This is a genomic window from Mesorhizobium sp. WSM4844, from assembly GCF_055811775.1.
Genome location: NZ_JBVVQB010000036.1, coordinates 38,242 through 57,947 on the forward strand (window position 1 = coordinate 38,242; position 19,706 = coordinate 57,947).

The window sequence follows — 19,706 nt, forward strand, 5'->3', positions numbered from 1 at the left end:
CCTTACCAGCGCCGCTCGAAGCGCCTGCGCAGTATCACCGCGATGGCATTCATGATGACCAAAAACACCAGCAAAATCAAAATCGCCGCCGAAGTCTTCTGCTGGAACCCCGCTTCCGGGAAATCCGCCCACATGAATATCTGCACCGGCAGGATCGTTGCGGGATCGGTGAAGCCGCCGGGAATGTCGACGATGAAGGCGACCATGCCGATCATCAGCAACGGCGCGGTTTCGCCGAGCGCATGCGCCATTCCGAGGATGGTGCCGGTCATGATGCCCGGCATCGCCAGCGGCAGGACGTGATGGAACACGGTCTGGACCTTGGACGCTCCGATGCCAAGCGCCGCCTCGCGGATCGACGGCGGCACGGCACGCAGCGAAGCGCGCGAGGCGATAATGATGATCGGCAGGGTCATCAGCGCCAGCACCATGCCGCCGACCACCGGGGCTGAGCGCGGCATGCCGAAGAAATTCAGGAATACGGCAAGTCCAAGCAGGCCGAAGACGATCGAAGGCACCGCCGCCAGATTGTTGATATTCACTTCGATCATCGTCGTCAGCCGGTTCTTGGGCGCAAATTCCTCAAGATAGATCGCCGCTGAAACGCCGATCGGGAAGGCGATGGCGAGGGTTACGATCATGGTCAGGAACGATCCGACGACCGCGCCCCAGACACCGGCCAATTCCGGCTCGCGGCTTGCGCCGGTGAAGAAGAAGATCGAGTTGAACCGGCTTTCGATCAGGCCGGCGCTCTTCAGCGTGTCGAGCCAGACGATCACCTTGTCCGAAATCTTTCGCGATGCTTCCGGCGTCTCGATGACGCGCAGGAATGCCTGGCCGCTCGCGGCGGGCGCCGTGCTGTCCAGCGCCTCGATCACCGTGCCTTTTGCGATCACCGTGCCGTTGGCCGCAGGCGACAGCGCGGTCAGCTTGACCGTGCCGCCATTGAACGCGACCAGCAGCGACGACGCGCCGCTCGTCAGCGTAAACATGCCGTTTTCGCCCTCGGTCGCACCATGGCCGCGCGCCAGCGCCAGCATGGCATCGTCGCCGAAGGTCAGATCGATGTCGCCGCTGGTTCCCGAAGGCGTGACGCTTGTCGAAATCGCTTCGTCCGAACCGACGTCGGCAAGCAAACCCTTGAGATAGAGGTCGGCAAAATCGTCGAGTGGAACCGCATAGTCCACCGTTCCTCCGAGCATCCCCGGATCAGCCGCAATATCCTTGCGCAGGAACACGCCTGTGCCGGTGGAAATCAGCCCGCGCAGCAGGCGCTTGTCCTGGCGGCTCGTCACATCCGGAAATTTTGCCGTAAGCGCTTCCTGAGCGATGGCGTCGTAGTTCACTTCATCGAGTTTCGCCGGGTCGACCTTGGCCGCTGAAAGATCGATCGGCAGCGTCACATAGTTCTGCCGCAGCGCCGGAATCGCCTGCGTGACGATCGTCGACAGGAGCAGCACAAGGAACAAGCCGGCCAACGCGACAGCTGCAGCGCCGAGCCATTTGAACCACGTTTCGGTGCGGTAGCGGCCCTTCAGCCGCGCCTTCGCGGCGTCGTCGGTATGAATGCTGACCGGCCGTCCGACGGCGCCGAATGACGAGATCGCATCAGTCATATTGCTCTCGGTATTTCTGGACGACGCGCAAAGCGACGATGTTGAGGGTAAGCGTGATGCAGAACAGCACCAGGCCGAGTGCGAAGGCTGCAAGCGTCTTGGCGCTGTCGAACTCCTGGTCGCCCACAAGCAGCGTCACGATCTGCACGGTCACGGTGGTGACCGCTTCGAGCGGATTTGCTGTGAGGTTTGCCGCCAGCCCCGCCGCCATGACCACGATCATCGTTTCGCCGATTGCGCGGCTGACGGCAAGCAGCATCGCCGAAACGATGCCCGGAAGGGCAGCGGGAAGGACCACCTTGCGGATGGTTTCCGACTTGGTCGCGCCGAGGCCGGCAGAACCGTCTCTCAGGGATTGCGGAACGGCGTTGATCACATCGTCGGAAAGCGAGGAAACGAAGGGAATGATCATGATACCCATGACCACGCCGGCGGCGAGCGCGGATTCAGATGCGACGTTGAGGCCCAGGCTTTCGCCGATACCGCGGAAGTAGGGCGCAACCGTCAGCGCGGCGAAGAAGCCGTAGACGACGGTCGGAATGCCGGCGAGGATTTCCAGAACCGGCTTTGCGACCGCGCGGACGCTTTTGGAGGCGTAATCCGAAAGGTAGATCGCCGCCATCAGCCCGATAGGCGCAGCCACCAGCATGGCGATGAAGGTGATGAGCAACGTGCCGGCAAAGAGCGGCACCATGCCAAAAATGTCCTCGTTGACCGCCCCGGCCTCCGCTCCCGCGCCGGTGAAGGCGCTCTGCGGCGACCAATGCGTGCCGAACAGGAACTTGTAGAACGGCACCTGTTGGAAGAACCGCAGCGACTCGAAGATAAGCGACAGGACGATGCCGATCGTCGTCAGGATCGCGACCACCGAACAGGCGATCAAGAATGCGCGAAGAACGCGCTCGACCACGTGGCGCGCCCGGTAGGCCTGTGCGATGCGTGAATAGGCCCAGTAAAATCCGGACGCGGAAAGCACGAGTGCGACGGTCCAGATGATCCAGGTGCTGGTCGCATGGACCGATTTGTAGAGGGCGGCGGCCGCCTCTTTCGTGGGGTCGGCGAAGCCGACAAGCCCGCCAAAGGCCATCGCGCGAGCGTCGCGGATGAAAGCTTCGACCTGCGGGACGCCCATTCCCGACAACTCAGAGGCGAAGCGGTCGGCAATGATCGACGATTCAATTCCCGGCGTCACCAGCGACCACAACACGATCGCAAGCAGCGCGGGACCGGCAGCAAAAAGCGCCAGAAACATGCCATGCTGGCCAGGCAGCGAATGCAGTCGCGCGACGTCGCCATTGACGCTGGCAATAGCGCGGGTCCGGCCGAGCCAATAGGCAGCAGCGGCCAGAACCACCAGAAGAACAACGAGATAACCGACCATGATTCGGGACGTCCCCTCGACCGCCGGTCATTCACCGGCTCAAAGCACGGGACCTAAGATCCCGCGCTTTGTGCTTTAGGATATGAGGGGTCAGAGCGGTAGGCTCGGACCCCGAAACATCAGGAGCCCATGCCCTTCAGGGCCTTGGCGTTTTCGGCCGACTTGGCGCGCTCGGCGTCCGGCAGCGGGATCAGGCCCTTGTCGGCCAGATAACCATCAGGACCCCATGCAGCATCCGAGGTGTACTCGGCGATGAACTCCTGCATGCCGGGGATGACACCGACATGCTCTTTTTTGGCATAGACAAAGAGCGAGCGGGAAACGCCGTAATCGCCGGATGCGATGTTCTCGAAAGTCGGCTCGACGCCGTCGACCTTGTGGCCCTGCAGCTTGTCGGCGTTCTGGTCAAGGAACGAGAAGCCAAAGACGCCGAAGGCGTTGGGGTTGGCTTCCAGCTTCTGGACGATCAGATTGTCGTTTTCGCCGGCCTCGACAAAAGCGCCGTCTTCGCGGATCTCGCCGCAGCCCTTTTCGTTAGCCGCCTTCACTTCTTCCTGGCATGCCGCATCCATGACGAGCTCGACGAACGCATCGCGCGTGCCGGATGTCGGTGGCGGGCCAAGCACCTCGATCTTTGTCGCGGGAAGCGATGCATCGACGTCCGACCAGTTCTTGTAGGGGTTGGGGACGACCTTGCCGTCAACAGCGACGTTCTTGGCGAGCGCCTTGAAAACCTGTTCCTTGGTCAGATCGACGACAGTCCCTGCCTTCGAGTTGGCCAGTACGATGCCGTCGAAGCCGACCTTGATTTCGACCGGCGTCACGCCGTTTGCTTTGCAGGTCTTAAGCTCGCTATCCTTGATGGCGCGCGAGGCATTGGTGAAGTCGGCGGTATTTTCGCCGACGCCCTGGCAAAACAGCTTCATGCCGCCGCCGGTGCCAGTCGACTCGACGACCGGGGTCTTGATCTTTCCGCTCTGGCCGAGCTTTTCAGCGACAGCCGTCGTGAAGGGGAACACTGTGGACGAACCAACGATTTGAATCTGGTCGCGCGCGGCGGCATAACCAGCCGACGCGGCGAGCGCAAGCGCCGCGGCCGACGCCGTAAGGAGGAATTTCTTCATGTGGCCTGCTCCTGTTCGGAAAAATGGTCTCTCGGCGCCATTCCTTCGGCGCCCGCTGAGGCCATAGCCCCCGATTATTACAGTCACATGACAGTTTGATGTCAGCCCGGTAACCGCCGCACAGCCCTGTCAAAAGGAAGGGCCGCGGGTCTCGCCGGTACAGCCGTGGTTTGCCGCTGGAATCAGCAGCTTGCGCGAATTGCGGCCGGCATTTGCCTGGACGGGCGAACAATTGGCGCCGAAAAAGAAAATCCGGGCGGGAGCGCGTTGCATGCGGCCAAGGAGGTCATGGCCGTGCCATCGCCGAAGCAGGTCCGTTGGGGTAAATCTGACCCTGCTTCTTGCCGGCGGTCGCTGCTCCCGCCCGTAACTGGAGGAGCGGAACTCGAATGCGCTTATTGTTCCAACCGGACGCATGCTTTGGTATGGTGCGATCGCACCATAGTCTTGTCGCAACGCGTCGCCGAATCGGCTGGACCCGACAGGCTGACGTGGCTATCCCGCGCGTGGATTTCCCCGTCCGCGGACCTTTTCGAGCAAGGCGCCGCCTGGGGCTAATGGGCTTAGGGCTGATGGGCTTGGGCAGGCAATCGTCCATGCCCGACCCCCAATCGCGCCAAAGTCGCGCCAGGGACGCTGCGGCACTTTGATTTTTGCGCATGATCCCCAGCGAAATCGATTCCGATTCTCCGGGTCATGCGCTAGCCTTGCCCGCAGTGTATTCCGACGGTTGTCGGTAGAACCGAAGCCGCGTTATAGATCCCGCAAGGGTGTTGCCGATGTTGCGACGGATCCTGCCTTTTTTCGTGTGCCCGATGCTGCTGCTAGGGGGCGGCTGCTCGCGCAGCTACGACGGCACCGTCGTCATTCCAAGGCCGCTCGATGTCCGGCGGTTCTGGGACCGGCCGCAGCAGCAGGCGCAAGCCGAACAGCCGCAGTTGCTGCAGACCGATGTCTTTCCTGCGGCGCCCGAAACGCCGGAAACAGCCGCGGCCCGCAAAATCGGCACCTCCGTGGCGCCGAGGAGGAAAATCGCCAGGATTGCCAAACAGCCGCCGATGCCGTCATCCGAGCCGGCGAAACCGCTCACCTGCAGGAACGTCAGCCAACCCGGAAAACGGGTCCGCATGGTCTGCGAATAGCCAGCCGGCATTCAAGCGCTGGCAGCTAAAAGATGCGCGCCCCGAAAAACGTTGCTGCGCAGCTGCCGGTTCGGTCCGCGCAGGCCGACAGCTGACTGGTGGGTTTCGGGCTGCCTGATCGGCGCTGCCGGCAGCCGCGTTGAACCTTATCCGGCCTTCGACGTTAAACAGCCATTGCAACGCCGCGCGTCGCTTTGGACGCACAACACACGCTGTAGCGTTTTGATTTGGCGCATGGTCCTTTCCGAACCGAAGGCAGCGGAGCGGAGATCGATCCCGATCCCTGGGCGCTGAATGGTCAAAGGAGACCGAACACATGTCGATCCACTTCACTGTCTCGGACGTGACCAGAAATCTGCTTCACTCGCTGAGACTGGACCATGAGCGCGCGCCGAGACCCCTCAGCCCTGAGCAAAGTCTTTTGCTGGAATGCTATCTGGCCGGTCAGATTCCGGAATCGGCCTGGAGCGACTACGTCTTCGAGACGCCGGAATTGGCACGCCATGTCGATGCGAGACGCGGGCAACACTGATATCTGGTGAACCGGTCCGCTCGCTCGAGGTGACGCCACCGAACAACGCTTGGCTGAATCGGCGGCCCGATCAGCGTGCCGTTGCGCTTGAAGCTGAGGGTGCCCGACGACAATAGCCCTCGAGACAAAAAGGCCGGCACATGGCCGACCTTTCCTTCCACCTCGACCGCGCCAGTACATCCGTGGTCACGGGTTGGAGGTGAATTGCCGACCAGTAGATAGGGATTTGGTTAACGAATCCTTAACCGACGGGAACTGCTCGTCGACGTGTCGTGGCCAATCTGATTTGCGTCTTCGTGATCAGTGCGGAAAGTCGTCTTTAAATGCGGCACATATTATTAATCGTTGTACACCAACGTGTTAGCGTATGAGGCATATCGAAGTAACCAATGCATGTCGCGCAAAAGCGTGCCCTCGTGCCTGACCCGAAGGTGCGCAGCGTTTTTGCGATAACGACATGCATAAAAACAAGAACTTAAAGCGCGTCGCATTGGATCCGTTCAGCCGAAACGCGCTTTAGCCTATTCTGGAAGTCGACTTATGGCCGTGCTTGGCGCTCTCCCTCCTGGCGTTCGCTGTCGACCAATTCGCGAAGCTGATTGGCAAGGAGTGGTCGACTGCCTGTGCCGGGGGTTTCCGAAGCGTGACCGGAGTTACTGGATACAGGCGCTGACCCGTTTGGCGCAGCGGCCTCCCGTCGCCGAGTTCCCACAATACGGCTTGGCCTTGGAGAAGGCCGATCGGATCGTCGGCGTTGTGCTGACCCTGTATACCCGTTATCCCGGGCAGGAAGGCGACGAAGTCCGCTGCAACCTTTCAAGCTGGTCCGTCGACGCAGAATTCCGTCCCTATGGCGCCAAATTGGTCACGACGATTCTCAAGCGAAGGGACGTGACCTACACCAATATTTCGCCGGCGCCCGCAACGTTGAAAGCCAACTGGGCACTCGGCTTTCGCCCCTTCACCACCGGACAATTTGCCTTCTTGCCGGCTTTTAGTTCGGCGCAGCGGTCATGTCGCGTGCTTGAAGCTCGTCCCGATCTTGCGGAAATGGCGATGATGTCCGACAGCGAGAGATACATACTCTCGGAGCACTCAGCACTTGGCTGCCGGTCATTGATTTGCATTTGCGACGGAGCAGCGTTTCCTTTCGTATTGATGCCGCGCCGGATATTGCGCGGTCTTATCCCATCCTATCAGATCGTCTATTGCCGCTCTCTCGCGGATTTGAGCCGGTGCGCCGGTGCCATCGGGCGCTTTCTCTTGCGAAGCGGCATCCTGCTTTGCGTCGTCGACGCCAGGGAGCCGATTGGAGGTCTGTTCGGGTGGTACCGCGCCAATAGCGGGCTGAAATATTTTAGGGGTCCCAGACCACCCTCGCTTGGAGATCTGTCGTTCACCGAGCTTGTGATGTTCGGTCCCTGAACGACAAGCGCAGCATCAGTCATGCCGCACCGCTTCGCAGCTGAAATGCCAAAAGCGAACCCCCGCCTCCCGGGGCGAGGGTTCCATTTTTGAAAACGACGATCTGTTACTGAACAGGGGCTGTCTGAGCTGGCGGGGTTGCGGGTGCCGGCGTCATCGTGTCGGCTGGAGGCGGCGGCAATTGGCCAGCGGTCGTCGCCTGCGTTCCTCCCGATTGAGTTTGGTCACACGCCGCCAGGGCAGCAAGCGCCAGGCCGAACGCGGCGAATAAGGGTAGTTTGCGGGTCATATACAGTCCCTTCCATGGACGCCACCCGCAGGCCTGATCATCAGGACCGCTGCCTCCAGGTCAACCGTCGCTTCGTCGTCGACGCTTCAAACATTCTTACGTCCCGTAAAAGGCGGCGGGCCTTCGGGCTCGGTTTAGATCGGCCTGGGCAAGCAAAACCGTGAGAGTGAAAGCCTCACGCCCCGGCCTGCGACTTCACATGGGCGATATAGCCGCGCACGTCGGCCGCCGGCTCGGCATAGGCCTTGCCGAGCTTCTTTTCGATCGCCGTCATGTACTCCTTCGCCCATTGGGGCAGCGCGTAGTCGATGGCGGCCAGGAATTCGAGCGTCGCCGCCAGGCGGATGTCGGCGATCGACGGGTTCTTGCCGCCGATGAACGGCTTGCCGTTCCTGAAGAAGCTGTGAAAGACCTCCAGCGGCTCGGCTATCGCTGCTATAGCGGCCTTCTGGGCTTCCGCCTTCTTGTCGGGATGAGCGTCGCTGTGGCCGACCTCGCCGGCATATTGCGGGAAATTCAGCGCAGGATAGGTGGCGCGCGCGACATAGGGGTAGAGCGTGCCGATCAGATAGAACATGGCGCTGTCGATCATCGCCCGCTTGGCCGGCGCCTTGGGATATAATTTCTCCAGCCCGTGCTTGTTGGCGAGATACTGCATGATGGCGCAGCTTTCCCACAACACGCCCCTGGGCAGGCCCTTGTCCTCGATCATCGGCGTCAGATGGGCCGGGTTTCGCGCCATATACTCGGGCGAGCGCGTGTGGCCCCATACGTCGGTCTCGGAATGGTCGAGCCCGGCCGCGCGCGCAAACACCCGTACGCTCATATTGTTGACGCTCGGCTTCAGCATGCTGAGCATCAGTGCTGATTTCGCCTTGGTCTTCCGCGCCGATTTCGCGGACGCCTTGTCTGCAGCTTTTGCGGCGGCTTTCGTTGCCGACTTGGCGGAAGCGCCTGACGCCTTGGCCGCAGGCGTTGTCGCCTTGGCCGCAGGCTTTGTCGCCTTGGCAGCTGGTTTCGTGGCGGCCTTGGCAGCCGGCTTCTTCGCACTTTTCGTGGTCGTCTTTGCCATTGTGTTCCTCCCTTTTTTGGCCTGTCGTCAGAATGGATTTTTCGGCGCGCGGTCCTCCGACAAGGTCGCACGGGAGCGCTCGACCAGCGCCTGGATCGCGTCGGCGAGATGCACTTCGGCGATTGCGTAGTCGCCGCGAGCGACGCGAAGCTTGTGCGCCTGCATCAGCACGTCGGCATGGGTAAATCCCGCCGGCGGCTCGAAACGGTAGGAAGCGAGCTCGATCAGCAGGCCGAGCGGATCCTCGAAGTAGATCGAATCCATAAAACCGCGATCCTTGACGCCGCTGTGCTTGATGGCGCGCTCGTCGAGCCGGGCGACCGCCTGCAGGAAGGTGACCCGCGACACCGCAAACGCAATGTGATGGACGCAGCCCGGATCGGTCGGCGTGCGCCGTTTGACCGGCGTGCGGCTCTCGTCGGTGAAGATGGTGATCAGCCGGCCGTCGCCCGGATCGAAATAGAGGTGGCTTTCGCTGGCCTTGTCGAGATTGGGCTGCTCGAAGATGAAAGGCATGCCAAGCACGCCCTCCCAGAAATCGATCGAAGTCTGGCGCCCGGCGCCGACCAGCGTGATGTGATGGACGCCCTGAGATTGCAGTTTCTGCATTGGCCTTCCTCCCATGATCTCCGCGTCCCAGGAAGAGCGTCGATCTATTCGCTGCGCGACAGATTCGTCCCCGGCGGCGTTCTGCGCACCGTCCTGGGCCCTTGGCCCCTGGCTACATGACGCGATGCTAATTCAATTGAAGGGGCCGCGCCAGAAGCGGCGAATCTGGCCGTGACAGACGGCGGGGCCAGCATACGGAAAAGTTTTGAAATCCTTGGTACGCCCAAGGGGAATCGAACCCCTGTTCCCGCCGTGAGAGGGCGGTGTCCTGACCGCTAGACGATGGGCGCGTTCAAGAACCGGCGATATAGGCTGACGGCTGGGAAAAAGCAACTGGGCTTCTGGCAGTCAATGATCCCAGGAAAATATCCGTTGCAGGCCTATCGTTTTGGCTCAATCAAGTCCCAGAGATTTCCATGGAGATCGGCGAAAACCGCCACAGTGCCATAGGCCTCGCGGCGGGGCGCCTCGCGGAATTCAACGCCCTTTTTGAGCATTGCCGCATGGTCGCGGACAAAATCGTCGGTTTCGAGAAACAAAAAGACGCGTCCGCCGGTCTGGTTGCCGATGCTATCCCTTTGCGCATCATCCGACGCTTCGGCCAGCAGCAGCTGCGCGCCTTGTCCGTTCGCCGGCGCCACCGTGACCCAGCGCTTGCCGTCGCCGAGATCGACGTCCTCGGTCAGCAAAAAGCCCAGCCTGTCGACATACCAGGCGATCGCCTCGTCGTAATTGGCGACGACAAGCGCGACGGTGGCGACGCGGCGATTTTCGGCGAAACCAGTCATTTATTGCGGATCGAAAAGCGGCCGATGATGCGGCGCTCAGTGATGTCGTAGACAAAAATGGCGCGGCTGCCGTCGGCAAGCTCCGCATCGATGGAGACGCGGTTGCCGGAAAGCGACTGGCTGATGACCCTGGCGCCGACCGGCATCACGATGTCGCCGGTCAGCGGCTCGCCTGATGGCACCTGGATGTCGCCGGCAAGGGATGGGGCTGCCGGTGGCGCGGTGCGCGTTTTGTAGACAAGGGCTGCAATCACCACCATAAGGGCGAGGAACAGCAGGCCGAGATTGATGGCGACGAAGCGGACGAGCTTCTTGCGCACCTTTTCGACTTCGGGGTCGAGCGGCTTTTCCTCGTCTTCATCGGCAGCAGCCATGGCAAACCATTCCGGAACGATTTTCGATGAGCGCTCATAACGAAGAGACCCCGATATTGATAGAGGATGGATTGACGGGCGGATCGCCAGACGGGGGAACAATAGTGCTGGAAGCAGGTCCCGATGCGGCCGGCCAGCGGCTCGACCAATGGCTGGCGGGCGAGCTCGGTCCGGACATGTCGCGCAGCCGGGTGCAGATGCTGATCCGGCAGGGCGCCGTCAAGGTCGGCGGCCAGCCGGTCAACGAGACCAAACGCAAGATGGCGGCCGGTGACCGCGTATCGATCGACATGCCGGAGCCGGAGCCGGCGGAGCCGCAAGGCGAGAACATCCCGCTCGACGTCCTCTATGAAGACAATGAATTGATCGTTATCGACAAGCCGCCAGGGCTGGTCGTCCATCCCGGCGCCGGCAACTGGACCGGCACGCTGGTCAACGCGCTGATCCACCATTGCGGCGACAGTCTTTCCGGCATCGGCGGTGTGCGGCGGCCGGGCATCGTCCACCGCCTGGACAAGGAGACCAGCGGCGTCATGGTCGTGGCCAAGACCGACCGCGCCCACAAATCATTGTCGGAGGCCTTTGCCGACCATGGCCTGACCGGCGATCTCAAACGCGCCTATCTGGCGCTGGTCTGGGGCATTCCGATGAGACCGACAGGCACGGTCGACGAGCCGCTCGGTCGCGCCGCCGACCGCGTGCGCCGTGCCGTGGTGCCACAGGGCCGCGACGATGCCCGCCACGCCGTCACCCATTTCACGGTGGTCGAGCGCTTTGGCGAGCAGCAAAAGGAGTTTGCCACGGCAAGCCTGGTCGAATGCCGGCTCGAGACCGGCCGCACCCATCAGATCCGCGTCCACATGGCTCATATCGGCCATCCGGTCGTCGGCGATCCCGATTACGGCCAGGCCTTTCGCACCAAGGCGAACCGGCTGCCCGAGCCGCTGAAAGGCCAGGTGAAGGCCTTTCCGCGACAGGCATTGCATGCCCGCCTGCTTGAATTTCGGCATCCGACTACCCATTTACCGATGAGGTTCGAGGCGCCGCTACCGAGCGACATGGAGGAACTCGTGGACGGCTTCCGCAGACTCTGAACCAGCTTCATCCATTCAAAACCAGATCGGCAAAAACCTGACCCGCGTTGTTCACTTTGGCGTGACACACTGTTTCGTGTTGAACCAAATGCTGTCCTTTCTGGTTTTGTTCCTGTATACATCCGCTGTCGCGAACGAGCCTTTTGGCGTTCGTGACATATGCCCGCCGCGTTAGGGGGCACCACTCCAAGAGAGAGGGGCGCTATCATGGCCCAGTCACTACCCAGTATCGTTTCCGGCGAAGGCGGCCTCAGCCGCTACCTGGAAGAAATCCGTCGCTTTCCGATGCTTCAGCCGCAGGAAGAGTACATGCTCGCCAAGCGTTACGCTGAGCACGAGGACACCACGGCTGCGCACAAGCTCGTCACCAGCCACCTTCGGCTCGTCGCCAAGATCGCCATGGGCTATCGCGGCTACGGCCTGCCGATCGGCGAAGTGATCTCGGAAGGCAATGTCGGCCTGATGCAGGCCGTCAAGAAATTCGAACCGGAGCGCGGCTTCCGGCTCGCCACCTACGCCATGTGGTGGATCAAGGCCTCGATCCAGGAATACATCCTGCGCTCGTGGAGCCTGGTCAAGATGGGCACCACCGCCAACCAGAAGCGCCTGTTCTTCAACCTGCGCAAGGTGAAGGGCAAGATCCAGGCGCTCGACGACGGCGACTTGAAGCCCGAGCAGATCGCCGAGATCGCCACCCGCCTCAACGTGTCGGAAGCGGAAGTGGTGTCGATGAACCGCCGCCTGTCGGGCGACGCCTCGCTCAACGCGCCGATCCGGGCGAGCGAGGGCGAGTCCGGTGAGTGGCAGGACTGGCTGGTCGACGACCACGAAAGCCAGGAAGAGGCGCTGATCGAGCAGGACGAGCTGGAAAACCGGCGCGGCATGCTGTCCGGCGCTCTTGCCGTGCTCAACGAGCGCGAGCGGCGCATCTTCGAGGCGCGCCGCCTGGCCGAGGAGCCGCTGACGCTGGAAGAGCTGTCGGCCGAGTTCGACATCAGCCGCGAGCGCGTGCGCCAGATCGAGGTGCGCGCCTTCGAGAAGGTGCAGGACGCGGTCAAGGCCGCAGCCAAGCGCCAGATGCAGGCGCTGCGCACCATCGAGGCGCAGCCGGCGGCGTAAAACCTCCGGCGGAAACAGATAGCGGCGGCGTCAGGTAACCTGGCGCCGCCTTTTTTGTGGGTCCTCCGACTGCGGGGAACTGTCCCTTGGTGTCATATTCCAGCTAGGGTTGCCGGTTCCGCCGCGCCAGCGCGAACGCCCGATCCGTCGCCATAAACCGCTCAATCATCAGTGTGATCAGCCTGGCCGGCTCATAGCGGCATTATAGCAATTTTCCCCAAGCCCTGGAAACCGCAACGCTGCAAATTGTGGCGGCAATGTTCCGGCGCCGACACGGGCTTCCGTCGCGAAATTTCACGAGGCGGCACTTGTGGCAAGCGGGCGCGACAACGGGCCGCCGGGGCTGCGCTGGGCAGTTGAGCTCGCCTGTTTGGAAACCAAAGGCAGTATGACGATGACGATTTCTCCGTTTCTCACCGCTCTCGAATCCGAAGGTCCTCCAGCCGACCGAGCGAAAGACATGAACCTGTATGGATGGCTAATTGGAAGCTGGGAAATGGACACGGTCCACTACCGCGATGACGGCACAATCCAGAAATGGGATGGAGAATGCCATTTTGGCTGGGTGCTCGAAGGCCGCGCGATTCAGGACGTCTGGATCAGGCCCAAGCGCCCTGCGCCATCCACGATGTATGGCACGACTTTGCGCATCTTCGATCCTGGGATCGATGGCTGGCACATCATATGGAATGACCCGCTCAACCGAGATCACTCGCGCCAGATCGGGCGGGCCGAGGGTAAGGACATTGTCCAACTCGGCACTGATTCGCGCGGTCTGAAAACTCGATGGCGTTTCACCGAGATCACTGCCAACAGCTTCCATTGGATCGGCGAAGAAAGGTCTTCCGAGAGCGACCCTTGGCAAATCACATATGAACATTTAGTCCGCCGAACAAAACCCTGAAGCTAGACTGGCTGGCCTCTGCGCCGCCCCTCAAAGGCAATCGAGCGGAAATTTCAAATAGCGGCGGCCGTTGGATTCCGGTTCCGGCAGGCGCCCGCCATTCATGTTGACCTGCAGCGCGTGCAGGATCAGCCTCGGCATCGGCAGCGTCCTGTCGCGCGCCTCGCGCAACGCAACGAAATCGGCCTCCGTCCTGCAAGCGGCAACATGGGTATTCCCGGATTTTTGTTCCGCGACCGTACTCTCCCACAAGGGCTCGCGCCCCTCCGCCTGGTAGTCATGACCGACGAACAGACGTGTCTCGTCCGGCAGCGCGAGGATATTTTGGATCGAGCGCCAGAGTTGCGCGGCACTGCCGCCGGGAAAGTCCGCTCTCGCCGTGCCGCTGTCCGGCATGAACAGCGTATCATGGATGAAAGCGGCGTCGCCGATCACATAGGTGATCGAGGCCAGCGTGTGGCCCGGCGAAAAAAGCACCTTAGCCGGAACGCCGCCGACCGAAAAGGTCTCGCCGTCGGCAAACAGCCTGTTCCACTGGGATCCGTCGGCAGGAAACCCCGGCCAGTTGTAGATTGCCTTCCACAGTTTCTGGACGTCGACGACCTTCTCGCCGATCGCGGTCGGCGCTCCTGTCTTCGTGCTGAGATAGTGTGCCGCCGAGAAATGGTCGGCATGCGGGTGGGTGTCGAGGATCCATTCGACAACCAGCCGTTGATCTCTAATGAAGTCGAGCAGGGCGTCGGCATTTTTCGTGGCAGTGGCGCCGGACTTCTCGTCGAAATCCAGGACCGGATCGATGATTGCGCATCGTCGCGTCTGCGGGTCGGCAACGACATACTGGATGGACCCGCTCGGCTTGTCGTAAAAGCCTGCCACCTGCAGCCTGGCCGATGTCGCGTCCAATCCCGGCTCCCTCAATACCCACCCGGCAGGAATGGTTTTCCCTGCCGGGGTAAAAGAAGAGCATGGTCATTCGCCAGCGCCACGCCGTCAAGCACCGCATGCTTCGCCGAGGCAAAAAAGCCGAAAATCCTTCCGTGCCGCCTTCTCAGGCAGAGGGCTGCTTGGTCTTCCGGAGATACGGCAGGATCGTCTCGAAGGCGCCGAAACGCTTGACCGCATCCTCGTTGGAAACAGCGGCGGTGATGATGACGTCCTCGCCCTGCTTCCAGTTCGCCGGCGTCGCCACCTGGTGCTTGGCGGTCAACTGTATGGAATCGATCGCACGCAGGATCTCATCGAAGTTACGGCCGGTCGTCATCGGATAGGTGAGAACCAGCTTGATCTTCTTGTCGGGGCCGATGACATAAACTGAACGCACCGTAGCGTTGTCGGCGGGCGTGCGGCCTTCCGAGGTTTCGCCGGCGCCCGCCGGCAGCATCTCGTAAAGCTTGGCGACCTTGAGGTCCTTGTCGCCGATCAGCGGGTAGTTCACCGATTGGCCGGTCGCCTTTTTGATATCATCCTGCCATTTGCCATGGCTTTCGACCGGATCGACGGAAATCCCGATGATCTTGACGTTGCGCTTCTTGAACTCGCCTTCCAGCCCGGCCATCGTGCCGAGCTCGGTCGTGCAGACCGGCGTGAAATTCTTCGGATGGCTGAAAAGCACCGCCCAGCCGTCACCGATCCATTCGTGGAAGTTGATCGTCCCTTGCGTGGTTTCGGCCGTGAAATCCGGCGCGGTGTCGTTGATACGAAGGCTCATGATGCGTCCCTACCCTGTGATTGCAGCCGGCATGGACCATCCACCGGCCCTGCTTCCGCCTTTTTACCACTGCGGCGTCATCCTTCATACGCCTGTTGCACCGGTACCGGGGCCGGCGACGACAACTTTTTCGCCTTTTGTCGTAAACAGCAGCATTTCGCGCCCATTGATGCCGGCGCAATAGGGCGTTGGGCGCGACAGTAGTGGAAATCTAGGCCTTGTTCACCGCCAGCGTCGTGGCCAGATCTTCCATGCGCTGGGCGAGCGCGCCAAGCGCTTGGGTCAGTACGGAATCGTTCTTGTCGGCCTTGGTCAGCGCATCGTCACGCGTCTTGCGCAGCGTCAGCACTTCGCTTTCCATGCCCTTGACGCGTTTTTGCAGTTCCGAAAGCTCGTCCATGACCATGATGCCGGCCATCACGGTCAGCCGTTGGTCGCCGATTTCGCCGAATGAGTCTTTCAGATGCGAGACATAGCGGTCGAAGCGCTCGGCAAGGTCAATCAGATGCTCTTCCTGGCCTTCGTCGCAAGCCATGCGATACTGCTTGCCATCGATGGAAACCGTGACTTGTGCCATTGGGCCAGCCCCTATCTATCCAACACGGCGCGGATGGTTTCCATGGCGGTCACCAGCCGACGCGACACTTCCTTGTTGGCGTCTTCCAGCCGTTCGGCGCGCGCTTCGGAATTGTCGAGTTCCTGCGCCAGCCGCGAGCGGTCGGCGTTCATGCGCTGCACCTCCGCCTCGGCTTCCGTATAGTCGCGCTCGTGCTCGAGCTTGGCCGCGACGGCGTTTTCCAGCCCCTCGATGGCCTTACCCAGCCTGGCGATGACTTCCTTGAGTGTCGTTTCCCCGGTCATGGCTTTCGTCCTGCGCCCTGCCCATCACCGAATCATCCACGTTCAGAACGCGTTATGTCTGAAACATTACGCGCCGTGTGAAGCCAACGTCAATAAAGCTCTCGCGACTGTCCCCTGCTAACGCTAATTTAGGCCACCAAAGCCCTTCTGGCGCCATCGCAAGTCCGGCAAAAGCGCCGGTTTACTGACCAACAAGATCGGCAAAAACGCGCCGGTTTGTTGACTAAAAAGCCGCGCCTGCTATGTGTCGCGCACCCCTTTCCAGGGCTCTCCCAAGGCCCGAACCCCGACACTGGAGGAAGCATGACCTCGCGTGAACAACATGACCGGATGGCCAATGCGATCCGTTTCCTTTCCATGGACGCCGTCGAGAAGGCCCAGTCCGGCCACCCCGGCCTGCCCATGGGCTGCGCCGACATCGCCACGGTGCTGTTCACGCGTTTCCTGAAATACGATGCGAAGAACCCGCATTGGCCCGATCGCGACCGCTTCATCCTGTCGGCCGGCCACGGTTCGATGCTACTTTATTCGCTGCTTTATCTGACCGGCTACGAGGACATCACCCTCGACCAGATCAAGCATTTCCGCCAGGTGGGGTCGAGGACGGCAGGCCATCCCGAATATGGCCATGCCGCCGGCATCGAGACGACGACCGGCCCGCTCGGCCAGGGCCTTGCCAATTCGGTCGGCTTCGCGCTCGGCGAGCGCATCATGAATGCCGCCTTCGGCAACGACCTCGTCGACCACTACACCTATGTGCTGGCTGGTGACGGCTGTCTGATGGAGGGCGTTTCCCAGGAAGCCATCGCGCTTGCCGGACATCTCAAGCTGAACAAGCTGATCGTCTTTTGGGACAACAACAACATCTCGATCGACGGCCCGGTGTCGCTGGCCGACAACACCGATCAGGTCGCCCGCTTCCAGGCGTCCGGCTGGAACGCCAGCCACATCGACGGCCAGGATCCGGAAGCGATCGCCTATGCCATCGAGGCGGCGCGCCATTCCGACAAACCGACGATGATCGCCTGCAAGACGACGATCGGCTTCGGCGCGCCGACCAAGGCTGGTACCAACAAGGCACACGGTTCGCCGCTCGGCGCCGAGGAAATCGCCGGTGCGAGAAAATTCTTCGGTTGGGATTATCCGCCTTTCGAGCTTCCTGCCGATATCCTCGATGCCTGGCGCGACGCCGGCAAGACCGGCGTCAAGGCACGCGCCGACTGGGAAGGCCGCCTTGCCAGCGCCGACACGCAATTGCGCAGCGAATTCGAGCGCCGCATCAGTGGCACGCTGCCGGCTAATTTCGACGCCGTCATCACCGACTACAAGAAGAAGCTCGCCGCGGACAAACCGAAGGTCGCTACCCGCAAATCGTCGGAAATGGCGCTCGAGATCATCAACGGCGCCGTGCCGGAAACCATCGGCGGCTCGGCCGACCTGACCGGCTCCAACAACACCAAGACCAGCCAGACCAAGAACATCACCTCGGACGACTACGGCCAGCGCTACGTTCACTACGGCATCCGCGAGCACGGCATGGCCGCCGCGCTCAACGGACTGACGCTGCACGGCGGCCTCATCGCCTATGGCGGCACGTTCATGTGCTTTTCCGACTATGCCCGTCCGTCGATGCGGCTCGCCTCGCTGATGGGCATCCGCTCGATCTTCGTCATGACCCACGATTCCATCGGTCTCGGCGAAGACGGCCCGACCCATCAACCGGTCGAGCATCTGGCCGCATTGCGCGCCATTCCGAACCACAATGTCTTCCGCCCGGCCGACGCGGTCGAGACCGCCGAATGCTGGCAGTTGGCCCTCGAGCAGGAAAAGACGCCTTCGACGCTGGCGCTGACCCGGCAGAACCTGGCGGCGGTGCGCAACGACTTCGTTGCGGAAAACCTTTGTCGCCAGGGCGCCTATGAACTGGCCGCTGCCAGTGGCGATGCGGCGGTGACGATCTTCGCTTCGGGCTCCGAGGTCGAGATTGCGCTGGCGGCGCGCGAGGCGCTGGAGAAGCACGGCCATCCGACCCGCGTCGTCTCTGTGCCCTGCTTCGAATTGTTCGACAAGCAAAATGCTGATTACCGCAACAAGACGATCGGCAACGCGCCGATCAAGATCGCCATCGAAGCCGGCATCCGCCAGGGCTGGGATCATTTCATCGGCACCGACGGCATCTTCATCGGCATGACCGGCTTCGGCGCCTCGGGCACGATTGAACAGCTCTATCCGCATTTCGGCATCACCGCCGAAGCGACGGTGAAGGCGGCGGAAGCCCGCCTGCACGGCGAGTAAATGTACTGGTACCCGGCGAAGCCGCACATGGCGGTTTCGCCGGCAGCCGCGACCTAATGGACTTAAATCCAACCCATCGACGGCTGGATTCTTTGCCAGCCCGCCGTTATGAAGCTGCGGACTTGATCTTCGGCCTCCAACTCCCAGGGAGAGAAAAATGACCGTCAGAGTTGCCATCAACGGATTCGGCCGCATCGGCCGCAACATCCTGCGCGCCATCCACGAATCCGGCCGCAAGGACATCGATGTCGTCGCCGTCAACGACCTCGGCCCCGTCGAGACCAATGCACATCTGCTGCGCTACGACAGCGTGCATGGCCGCTTCCCGCATGAAGTGACGGTCGACGGTGACCAGATCACCGTCGGCAGCGAAAAATTCAAGGTCACCGCCATCAAGGACCCGACGCAGCTGCCGTGGAAGGATCTCGGCATCGACATCGCGCTCGAATGCACCGGCATCTTCACCGCACGCGACAAGGCCGCTGCGCATCTGACCGCTGGCGCCAAGCGCGTCCTCGTCTCGGCGCCTGCCGAGGGCGCCGACCTAACCGTCGTCTATGGCATCAACCACGACAAGCTGACCAAGGACCACATCGTCATCTCGAACGCCTCCTGCACCACCAACTGCCTGGCGCCGCTGGCAGCCGTGCTGCATGAGGCCGTCGGCATCGAGAAGGGCATGATGACGACGATCCACTCCTACACCGGCGACCAGCCGACATTGGACACCATGCACAAGGATCTCTACCGCGCCCGCGCCGCAGCGCTGTCGCAGATCCCGACCTCGACCGGCGCGGCCAAGGCGATCGGCCTGGTGCTGCCCGACCTCAAGGGCAAGCTCGACGGCATCTCCATCCGCGTGCCGACCCCGAACGTCTCGGTCGTCGATTTCAAGTTCATCGCCAAGCGTTCGACCACGGTGCAGGAAATCAACGAGGCGGTGATCGCCGCCTCCAACGGCAAGCTGAAGGGCGTTCTCGCCGTCACCCGTCATCCGAACGTGTCGATCGACTTCAACCACGACCCGCATTCCTCGATCATGGCGCTCGACCAGACCAAGGTAATGGACGGCAACTTCGTTTCGGTGCTGTCCTGGTACGACAATGAATGGGGTTTTTCCAACCGCATGGCCGACACATCAGTCGCCTTCGGCAAGACCATCGCCTGACCGCAGAACCATCTTCTTGCGACTTGAAACGCCCGGCCTGTCCGGGCGTTTTCATGACAGCGCGCAGCGCCCTTTTGAATGCGCAACGACGCTCTAAGGGTTTGTTTGGCAAGACCCGCGCCTTGAGCGCCAAAACACTCGAAAATCAGCGGCATAGGGCAAAAAACCACCCTCACGCCTTGCACCGGTCATGTCTTCGCCTCAC

19 protein-coding genes, 1 tRNA gene and 1 pseudogene are annotated in these 19,706 nt (G+C 61.6%); 8 read left to right on the forward strand and 13 right to left on the reverse strand.

Features of this window, described 5'->3' with window-relative positions:
- Nucleotides 1–2: 2 nt before the first annotated feature.
- From pstA to AC0L2A_RS24280, 3 genes are all read right to left on the reverse strand, one after another.
- On the reverse strand, nt 3–1,616 hold the full coding sequence (gene pstA / locus AC0L2A_RS24270) for a phosphate ABC transporter permease PstA (protein ID WP_473610983.1): 1,614 nt from the start codon (nt 1,614–1,616) through the stop codon (nt 3–5).
- Nucleotides 1,609–2,997 (reverse strand): phosphate ABC transporter permease subunit PstC, encoded by a 1,389-nt coding sequence (gene pstC, locus AC0L2A_RS24275; protein WP_473512191.1) that lies wholly within the window; start codon nt 2,995–2,997, stop codon nt 1,609–1,611. The genes pstA and pstC overlap by 8 nt, the downstream gene beginning before the upstream one ends.
- Nucleotides 2,998–3,116: 119 nt before the next feature.
- Nucleotides 3,117–4,121: a PstS family phosphate ABC transporter substrate-binding protein gene (locus AC0L2A_RS24280; protein WP_091593258.1), complete on the reverse strand. Its 1,005-nt coding sequence runs from the start codon at nt 4,119–4,121 to the stop codon at nt 3,117–3,119.
- Nucleotides 4,122–4,936: 815 nt separating this feature from the next.
- Here AC0L2A_RS24280 and AC0L2A_RS24285 point away from each other — a divergent pair.
- From AC0L2A_RS24285 to AC0L2A_RS24295, 3 genes are all read left to right on the forward strand, one after another.
- Nucleotides 4,937–5,263 (forward strand): hypothetical protein, encoded by a 327-nt coding sequence (locus AC0L2A_RS24285; protein ID WP_473610984.1) that lies wholly within the window; start codon nt 4,937–4,939, stop codon nt 5,261–5,263.
- A gap of 316 nt (nt 5,264–5,579) precedes the next feature.
- Nucleotides 5,580–5,795: a hypothetical protein gene (locus tag AC0L2A_RS24290; protein ID WP_473610985.1), complete on the forward strand. Its 216-nt coding sequence runs from the start codon at nt 5,580–5,582 to the stop codon at nt 5,793–5,795.
- A 540-nt stretch (nt 5,796–6,335) separates the two neighbouring features.
- A complete protein-coding gene (locus AC0L2A_RS24295) occupies nt 6,336–7,220 on the forward strand; it encodes a hypothetical protein (protein WP_473610986.1) in 885 nt (294 codons plus the stop codon).
- Between the two features lie 464 nt (nt 7,221–7,684).
- On the opposite strand, the gene AC0L2A_RS24300 is transcribed toward AC0L2A_RS24295, so the two are convergent.
- From AC0L2A_RS24300 to AC0L2A_RS24320, 5 genes are all read right to left on the reverse strand, one after another.
- Nucleotides 7,685–8,581: a glutathione S-transferase family protein gene (locus AC0L2A_RS24300; protein ID WP_091593264.1), complete on the reverse strand. Its 897-nt coding sequence runs from the start codon at nt 8,579–8,581 to the stop codon at nt 7,685–7,687.
- Nucleotides 8,582–8,608: 27 nt separating this feature from the next.
- A complete protein-coding gene (locus AC0L2A_RS24305; protein WP_091593265.1) occupies nt 8,609–9,190 on the reverse strand; it encodes a VOC family protein in 582 nt (193 codons plus the stop codon).
- Nucleotides 9,191–9,405: 215 nt separating this feature from the next.
- A tRNA-Glu gene (locus AC0L2A_RS24310) sits at nt 9,406–9,480 on the reverse strand.
- A gap of 90 nt (nt 9,481–9,570) precedes the next feature.
- Nucleotides 9,571–9,978, reverse strand: a complete 408-nt coding sequence (locus tag AC0L2A_RS24315; protein ID WP_473610988.1) for a VOC family protein — start codon at nt 9,976–9,978, stop codon at nt 9,571–9,573.
- Nucleotides 9,975–10,352, reverse strand: a complete 378-nt coding sequence (locus AC0L2A_RS24320; protein ID WP_091593269.1) for a fimbrial protein — start codon at nt 10,350–10,352, stop codon at nt 9,975–9,977. The genes AC0L2A_RS24315 and AC0L2A_RS24320 overlap by 4 nt, the downstream gene beginning before the upstream one ends.
- 26 nt (nt 10,353–10,378) lie before the next feature.
- On the opposite strand from AC0L2A_RS24320, the gene AC0L2A_RS24325 reads away from it, so the two are divergent.
- Together AC0L2A_RS24325 and rpoH are read left to right on the forward strand one after the other, a co-directional pair.
- Entirely contained in the window at nt 10,379–11,446 is a 1,068-nt protein-coding gene (locus AC0L2A_RS24325) for an RluA family pseudouridine synthase (protein WP_473610989.1), read from the forward strand.
- A gap of 207 nt (nt 11,447–11,653) precedes the next feature.
- Nucleotides 11,654–12,565 (forward strand): RNA polymerase sigma factor RpoH, encoded by a 912-nt coding sequence (rpoH, locus tag AC0L2A_RS24330; RefSeq protein WP_023797074.1) that lies wholly within the window; start codon nt 11,654–11,656, stop codon nt 12,563–12,565.
- A 103-nt stretch (nt 12,566–12,668) separates the two neighbouring features.
- Here rpoH and AC0L2A_RS24335 read toward each other — a convergent pair.
- Nucleotides 12,669–12,758 (reverse strand): annotated as a pseudogene (locus AC0L2A_RS24335) (DUF2274 domain-containing protein); the annotation flags it as partial.
- A gap of 117 nt (nt 12,759–12,875) precedes the next feature.
- Between AC0L2A_RS24335 and AC0L2A_RS24340 the strand changes: the two are divergent.
- Nucleotides 12,876–13,469, forward strand: coding sequence for a hypothetical protein (locus AC0L2A_RS24340; protein WP_473610990.1), 594 nt, complete (start codon nt 12,876–12,878; stop codon nt 13,467–13,469).
- Nucleotides 13,470–13,499: 30 nt separating this feature from the next.
- On the opposite strand, the gene AC0L2A_RS24345 is transcribed toward AC0L2A_RS24340, so the two are convergent.
- The 4 genes from AC0L2A_RS24345 to AC0L2A_RS24360 all read right to left on the reverse strand — a co-directional run bounded on the left by AC0L2A_RS24345 (nt 13,500) and on the right by AC0L2A_RS24360 (nt 16,038).
- Nucleotides 13,500–14,372, reverse strand: a complete 873-nt coding sequence (locus AC0L2A_RS24345; RefSeq protein ID WP_473610992.1) for an MBL fold metallo-hydrolase — start codon at nt 14,370–14,372, stop codon at nt 13,500–13,502.
- A gap of 145 nt (nt 14,373–14,517) precedes the next feature.
- Nucleotides 14,518–15,177 carry a peroxiredoxin gene (locus AC0L2A_RS24350; protein ID WP_077380501.1) on the reverse strand — a complete coding sequence of 220 codons (660 nt, stop codon included), beginning with the start codon at nt 15,175–15,177 and terminating at the stop codon, nt 14,518–14,520.
- 211 nt (nt 15,178–15,388) lie between these two features.
- Nucleotides 15,389–15,754 carry a cell division protein ZapA gene (locus AC0L2A_RS24355; RefSeq protein ID WP_023797070.1) on the reverse strand — a complete coding sequence of 122 codons (366 nt, stop codon included), beginning with the start codon at nt 15,752–15,754 and terminating at the stop codon, nt 15,389–15,391.
- Between the two features lie 11 nt (nt 15,755–15,765).
- Complete coding sequence (locus tag AC0L2A_RS24360; RefSeq protein WP_023797069.1) at nt 15,766–16,038, reverse strand: DUF4164 domain-containing protein; 273 nt, start codon at nt 16,036–16,038, stop codon at nt 15,766–15,768.
- A 303-nt stretch (nt 16,039–16,341) separates the two neighbouring features.
- Between AC0L2A_RS24360 and tkt the strand changes: the two genes are divergently transcribed.
- Entirely contained in the window at nt 16,342–18,333 is a 1,992-nt protein-coding gene (gene tkt, locus AC0L2A_RS24365) for a transketolase (protein ID WP_473610993.1), read from the forward strand.
- 157 nt (nt 18,334–18,490) lie between these two features.
- Nucleotides 18,491–19,501 (forward strand): type I glyceraldehyde-3-phosphate dehydrogenase, encoded by a 1,011-nt coding sequence (gene gap, locus AC0L2A_RS24370; RefSeq protein ID WP_473610994.1) that lies wholly within the window; start codon nt 18,491–18,493, stop codon nt 19,499–19,501.
- The last annotated feature ends 205 nt before the right edge of the window (nt 19,502–19,706 follow it).

Coding starts and splice junctions, on each gene's coding strand:
- AC0L2A_RS24300 (WP_091593264.1), bottom strand. CDS start 8,581: ATGGCAAAGACGACCACGAAAAGTGCGAAGAAGCCGGCTGCCAAGGCC.
- tkt (WP_473610993.1), top strand. CDS start 16,342: ATGACCTCGCGTGAACAACATGACCGGATGGCCAATGCGATCCGTTTC.
- AC0L2A_RS24320 (WP_091593269.1), bottom strand. CDS start 10,352: ATGGCTGCTGCCGATGAAGACGAGGAAAAGCCGCTCGACCCCGAAGTC.
- AC0L2A_RS24355 (WP_023797070.1), bottom strand. CDS start 15,754: ATGGCACAAGTCACGGTTTCCATCGATGGCAAGCAGTATCGCATGGCT.
- gap (WP_473610994.1), top strand. CDS start 18,491: ATGACCGTCAGAGTTGCCATCAACGGATTCGGCCGCATCGGCCGCAAC.
- rpoH (WP_023797074.1), top strand. CDS start 11,654: ATGGCCCAGTCACTACCCAGTATCGTTTCCGGCGAAGGCGGCCTCAGC.
- AC0L2A_RS24360 (WP_023797069.1), bottom strand. CDS start 16,038: ATGACCGGGGAAACGACACTCAAGGAAGTCATCGCCAGGCTGGGTAAG.
- AC0L2A_RS24305 (WP_091593265.1), bottom strand. CDS start 9,190: ATGCAGAAACTGCAATCTCAGGGCGTCCATCACATCACGCTGGTCGGC.
- AC0L2A_RS24350 (WP_077380501.1), bottom strand. CDS start 15,177: ATGAGCCTTCGTATCAACGACACCGCGCCGGATTTCACGGCCGAAACC.
- AC0L2A_RS24280 (WP_091593258.1), bottom strand. CDS start 4,121: ATGAAGAAATTCCTCCTTACGGCGTCGGCCGCGGCGCTTGCGCTCGCC.
- AC0L2A_RS24285 (WP_473610984.1), top strand. CDS start 4,937: ATGCTGCTGCTAGGGGGCGGCTGCTCGCGCAGCTACGACGGCACCGTC.
- pstA (WP_473610983.1), bottom strand. CDS start 1,616: ATGACTGATGCGATCTCGTCATTCGGCGCCGTCGGACGGCCGGTCAGC.
- AC0L2A_RS24290 (WP_473610985.1), top strand. CDS start 5,580: ATGTCGATCCACTTCACTGTCTCGGACGTGACCAGAAATCTGCTTCAC.
- AC0L2A_RS24295 (WP_473610986.1), top strand. CDS start 6,336: ATGGCCGTGCTTGGCGCTCTCCCTCCTGGCGTTCGCTGTCGACCAATT.
- pstC (WP_473512191.1), bottom strand. CDS start 2,997: ATGGTCGGTTATCTCGTTGTTCTTCTGGTGGTTCTGGCCGCTGCTGCC.
- AC0L2A_RS24325 (WP_473610989.1), top strand. CDS start 10,379: ATGAGCGCTCATAACGAAGAGACCCCGATATTGATAGAGGATGGATTG.
- AC0L2A_RS24315 (WP_473610988.1), bottom strand. CDS start 9,978: ATGACTGGTTTCGCCGAAAATCGCCGCGTCGCCACCGTCGCGCTTGTC.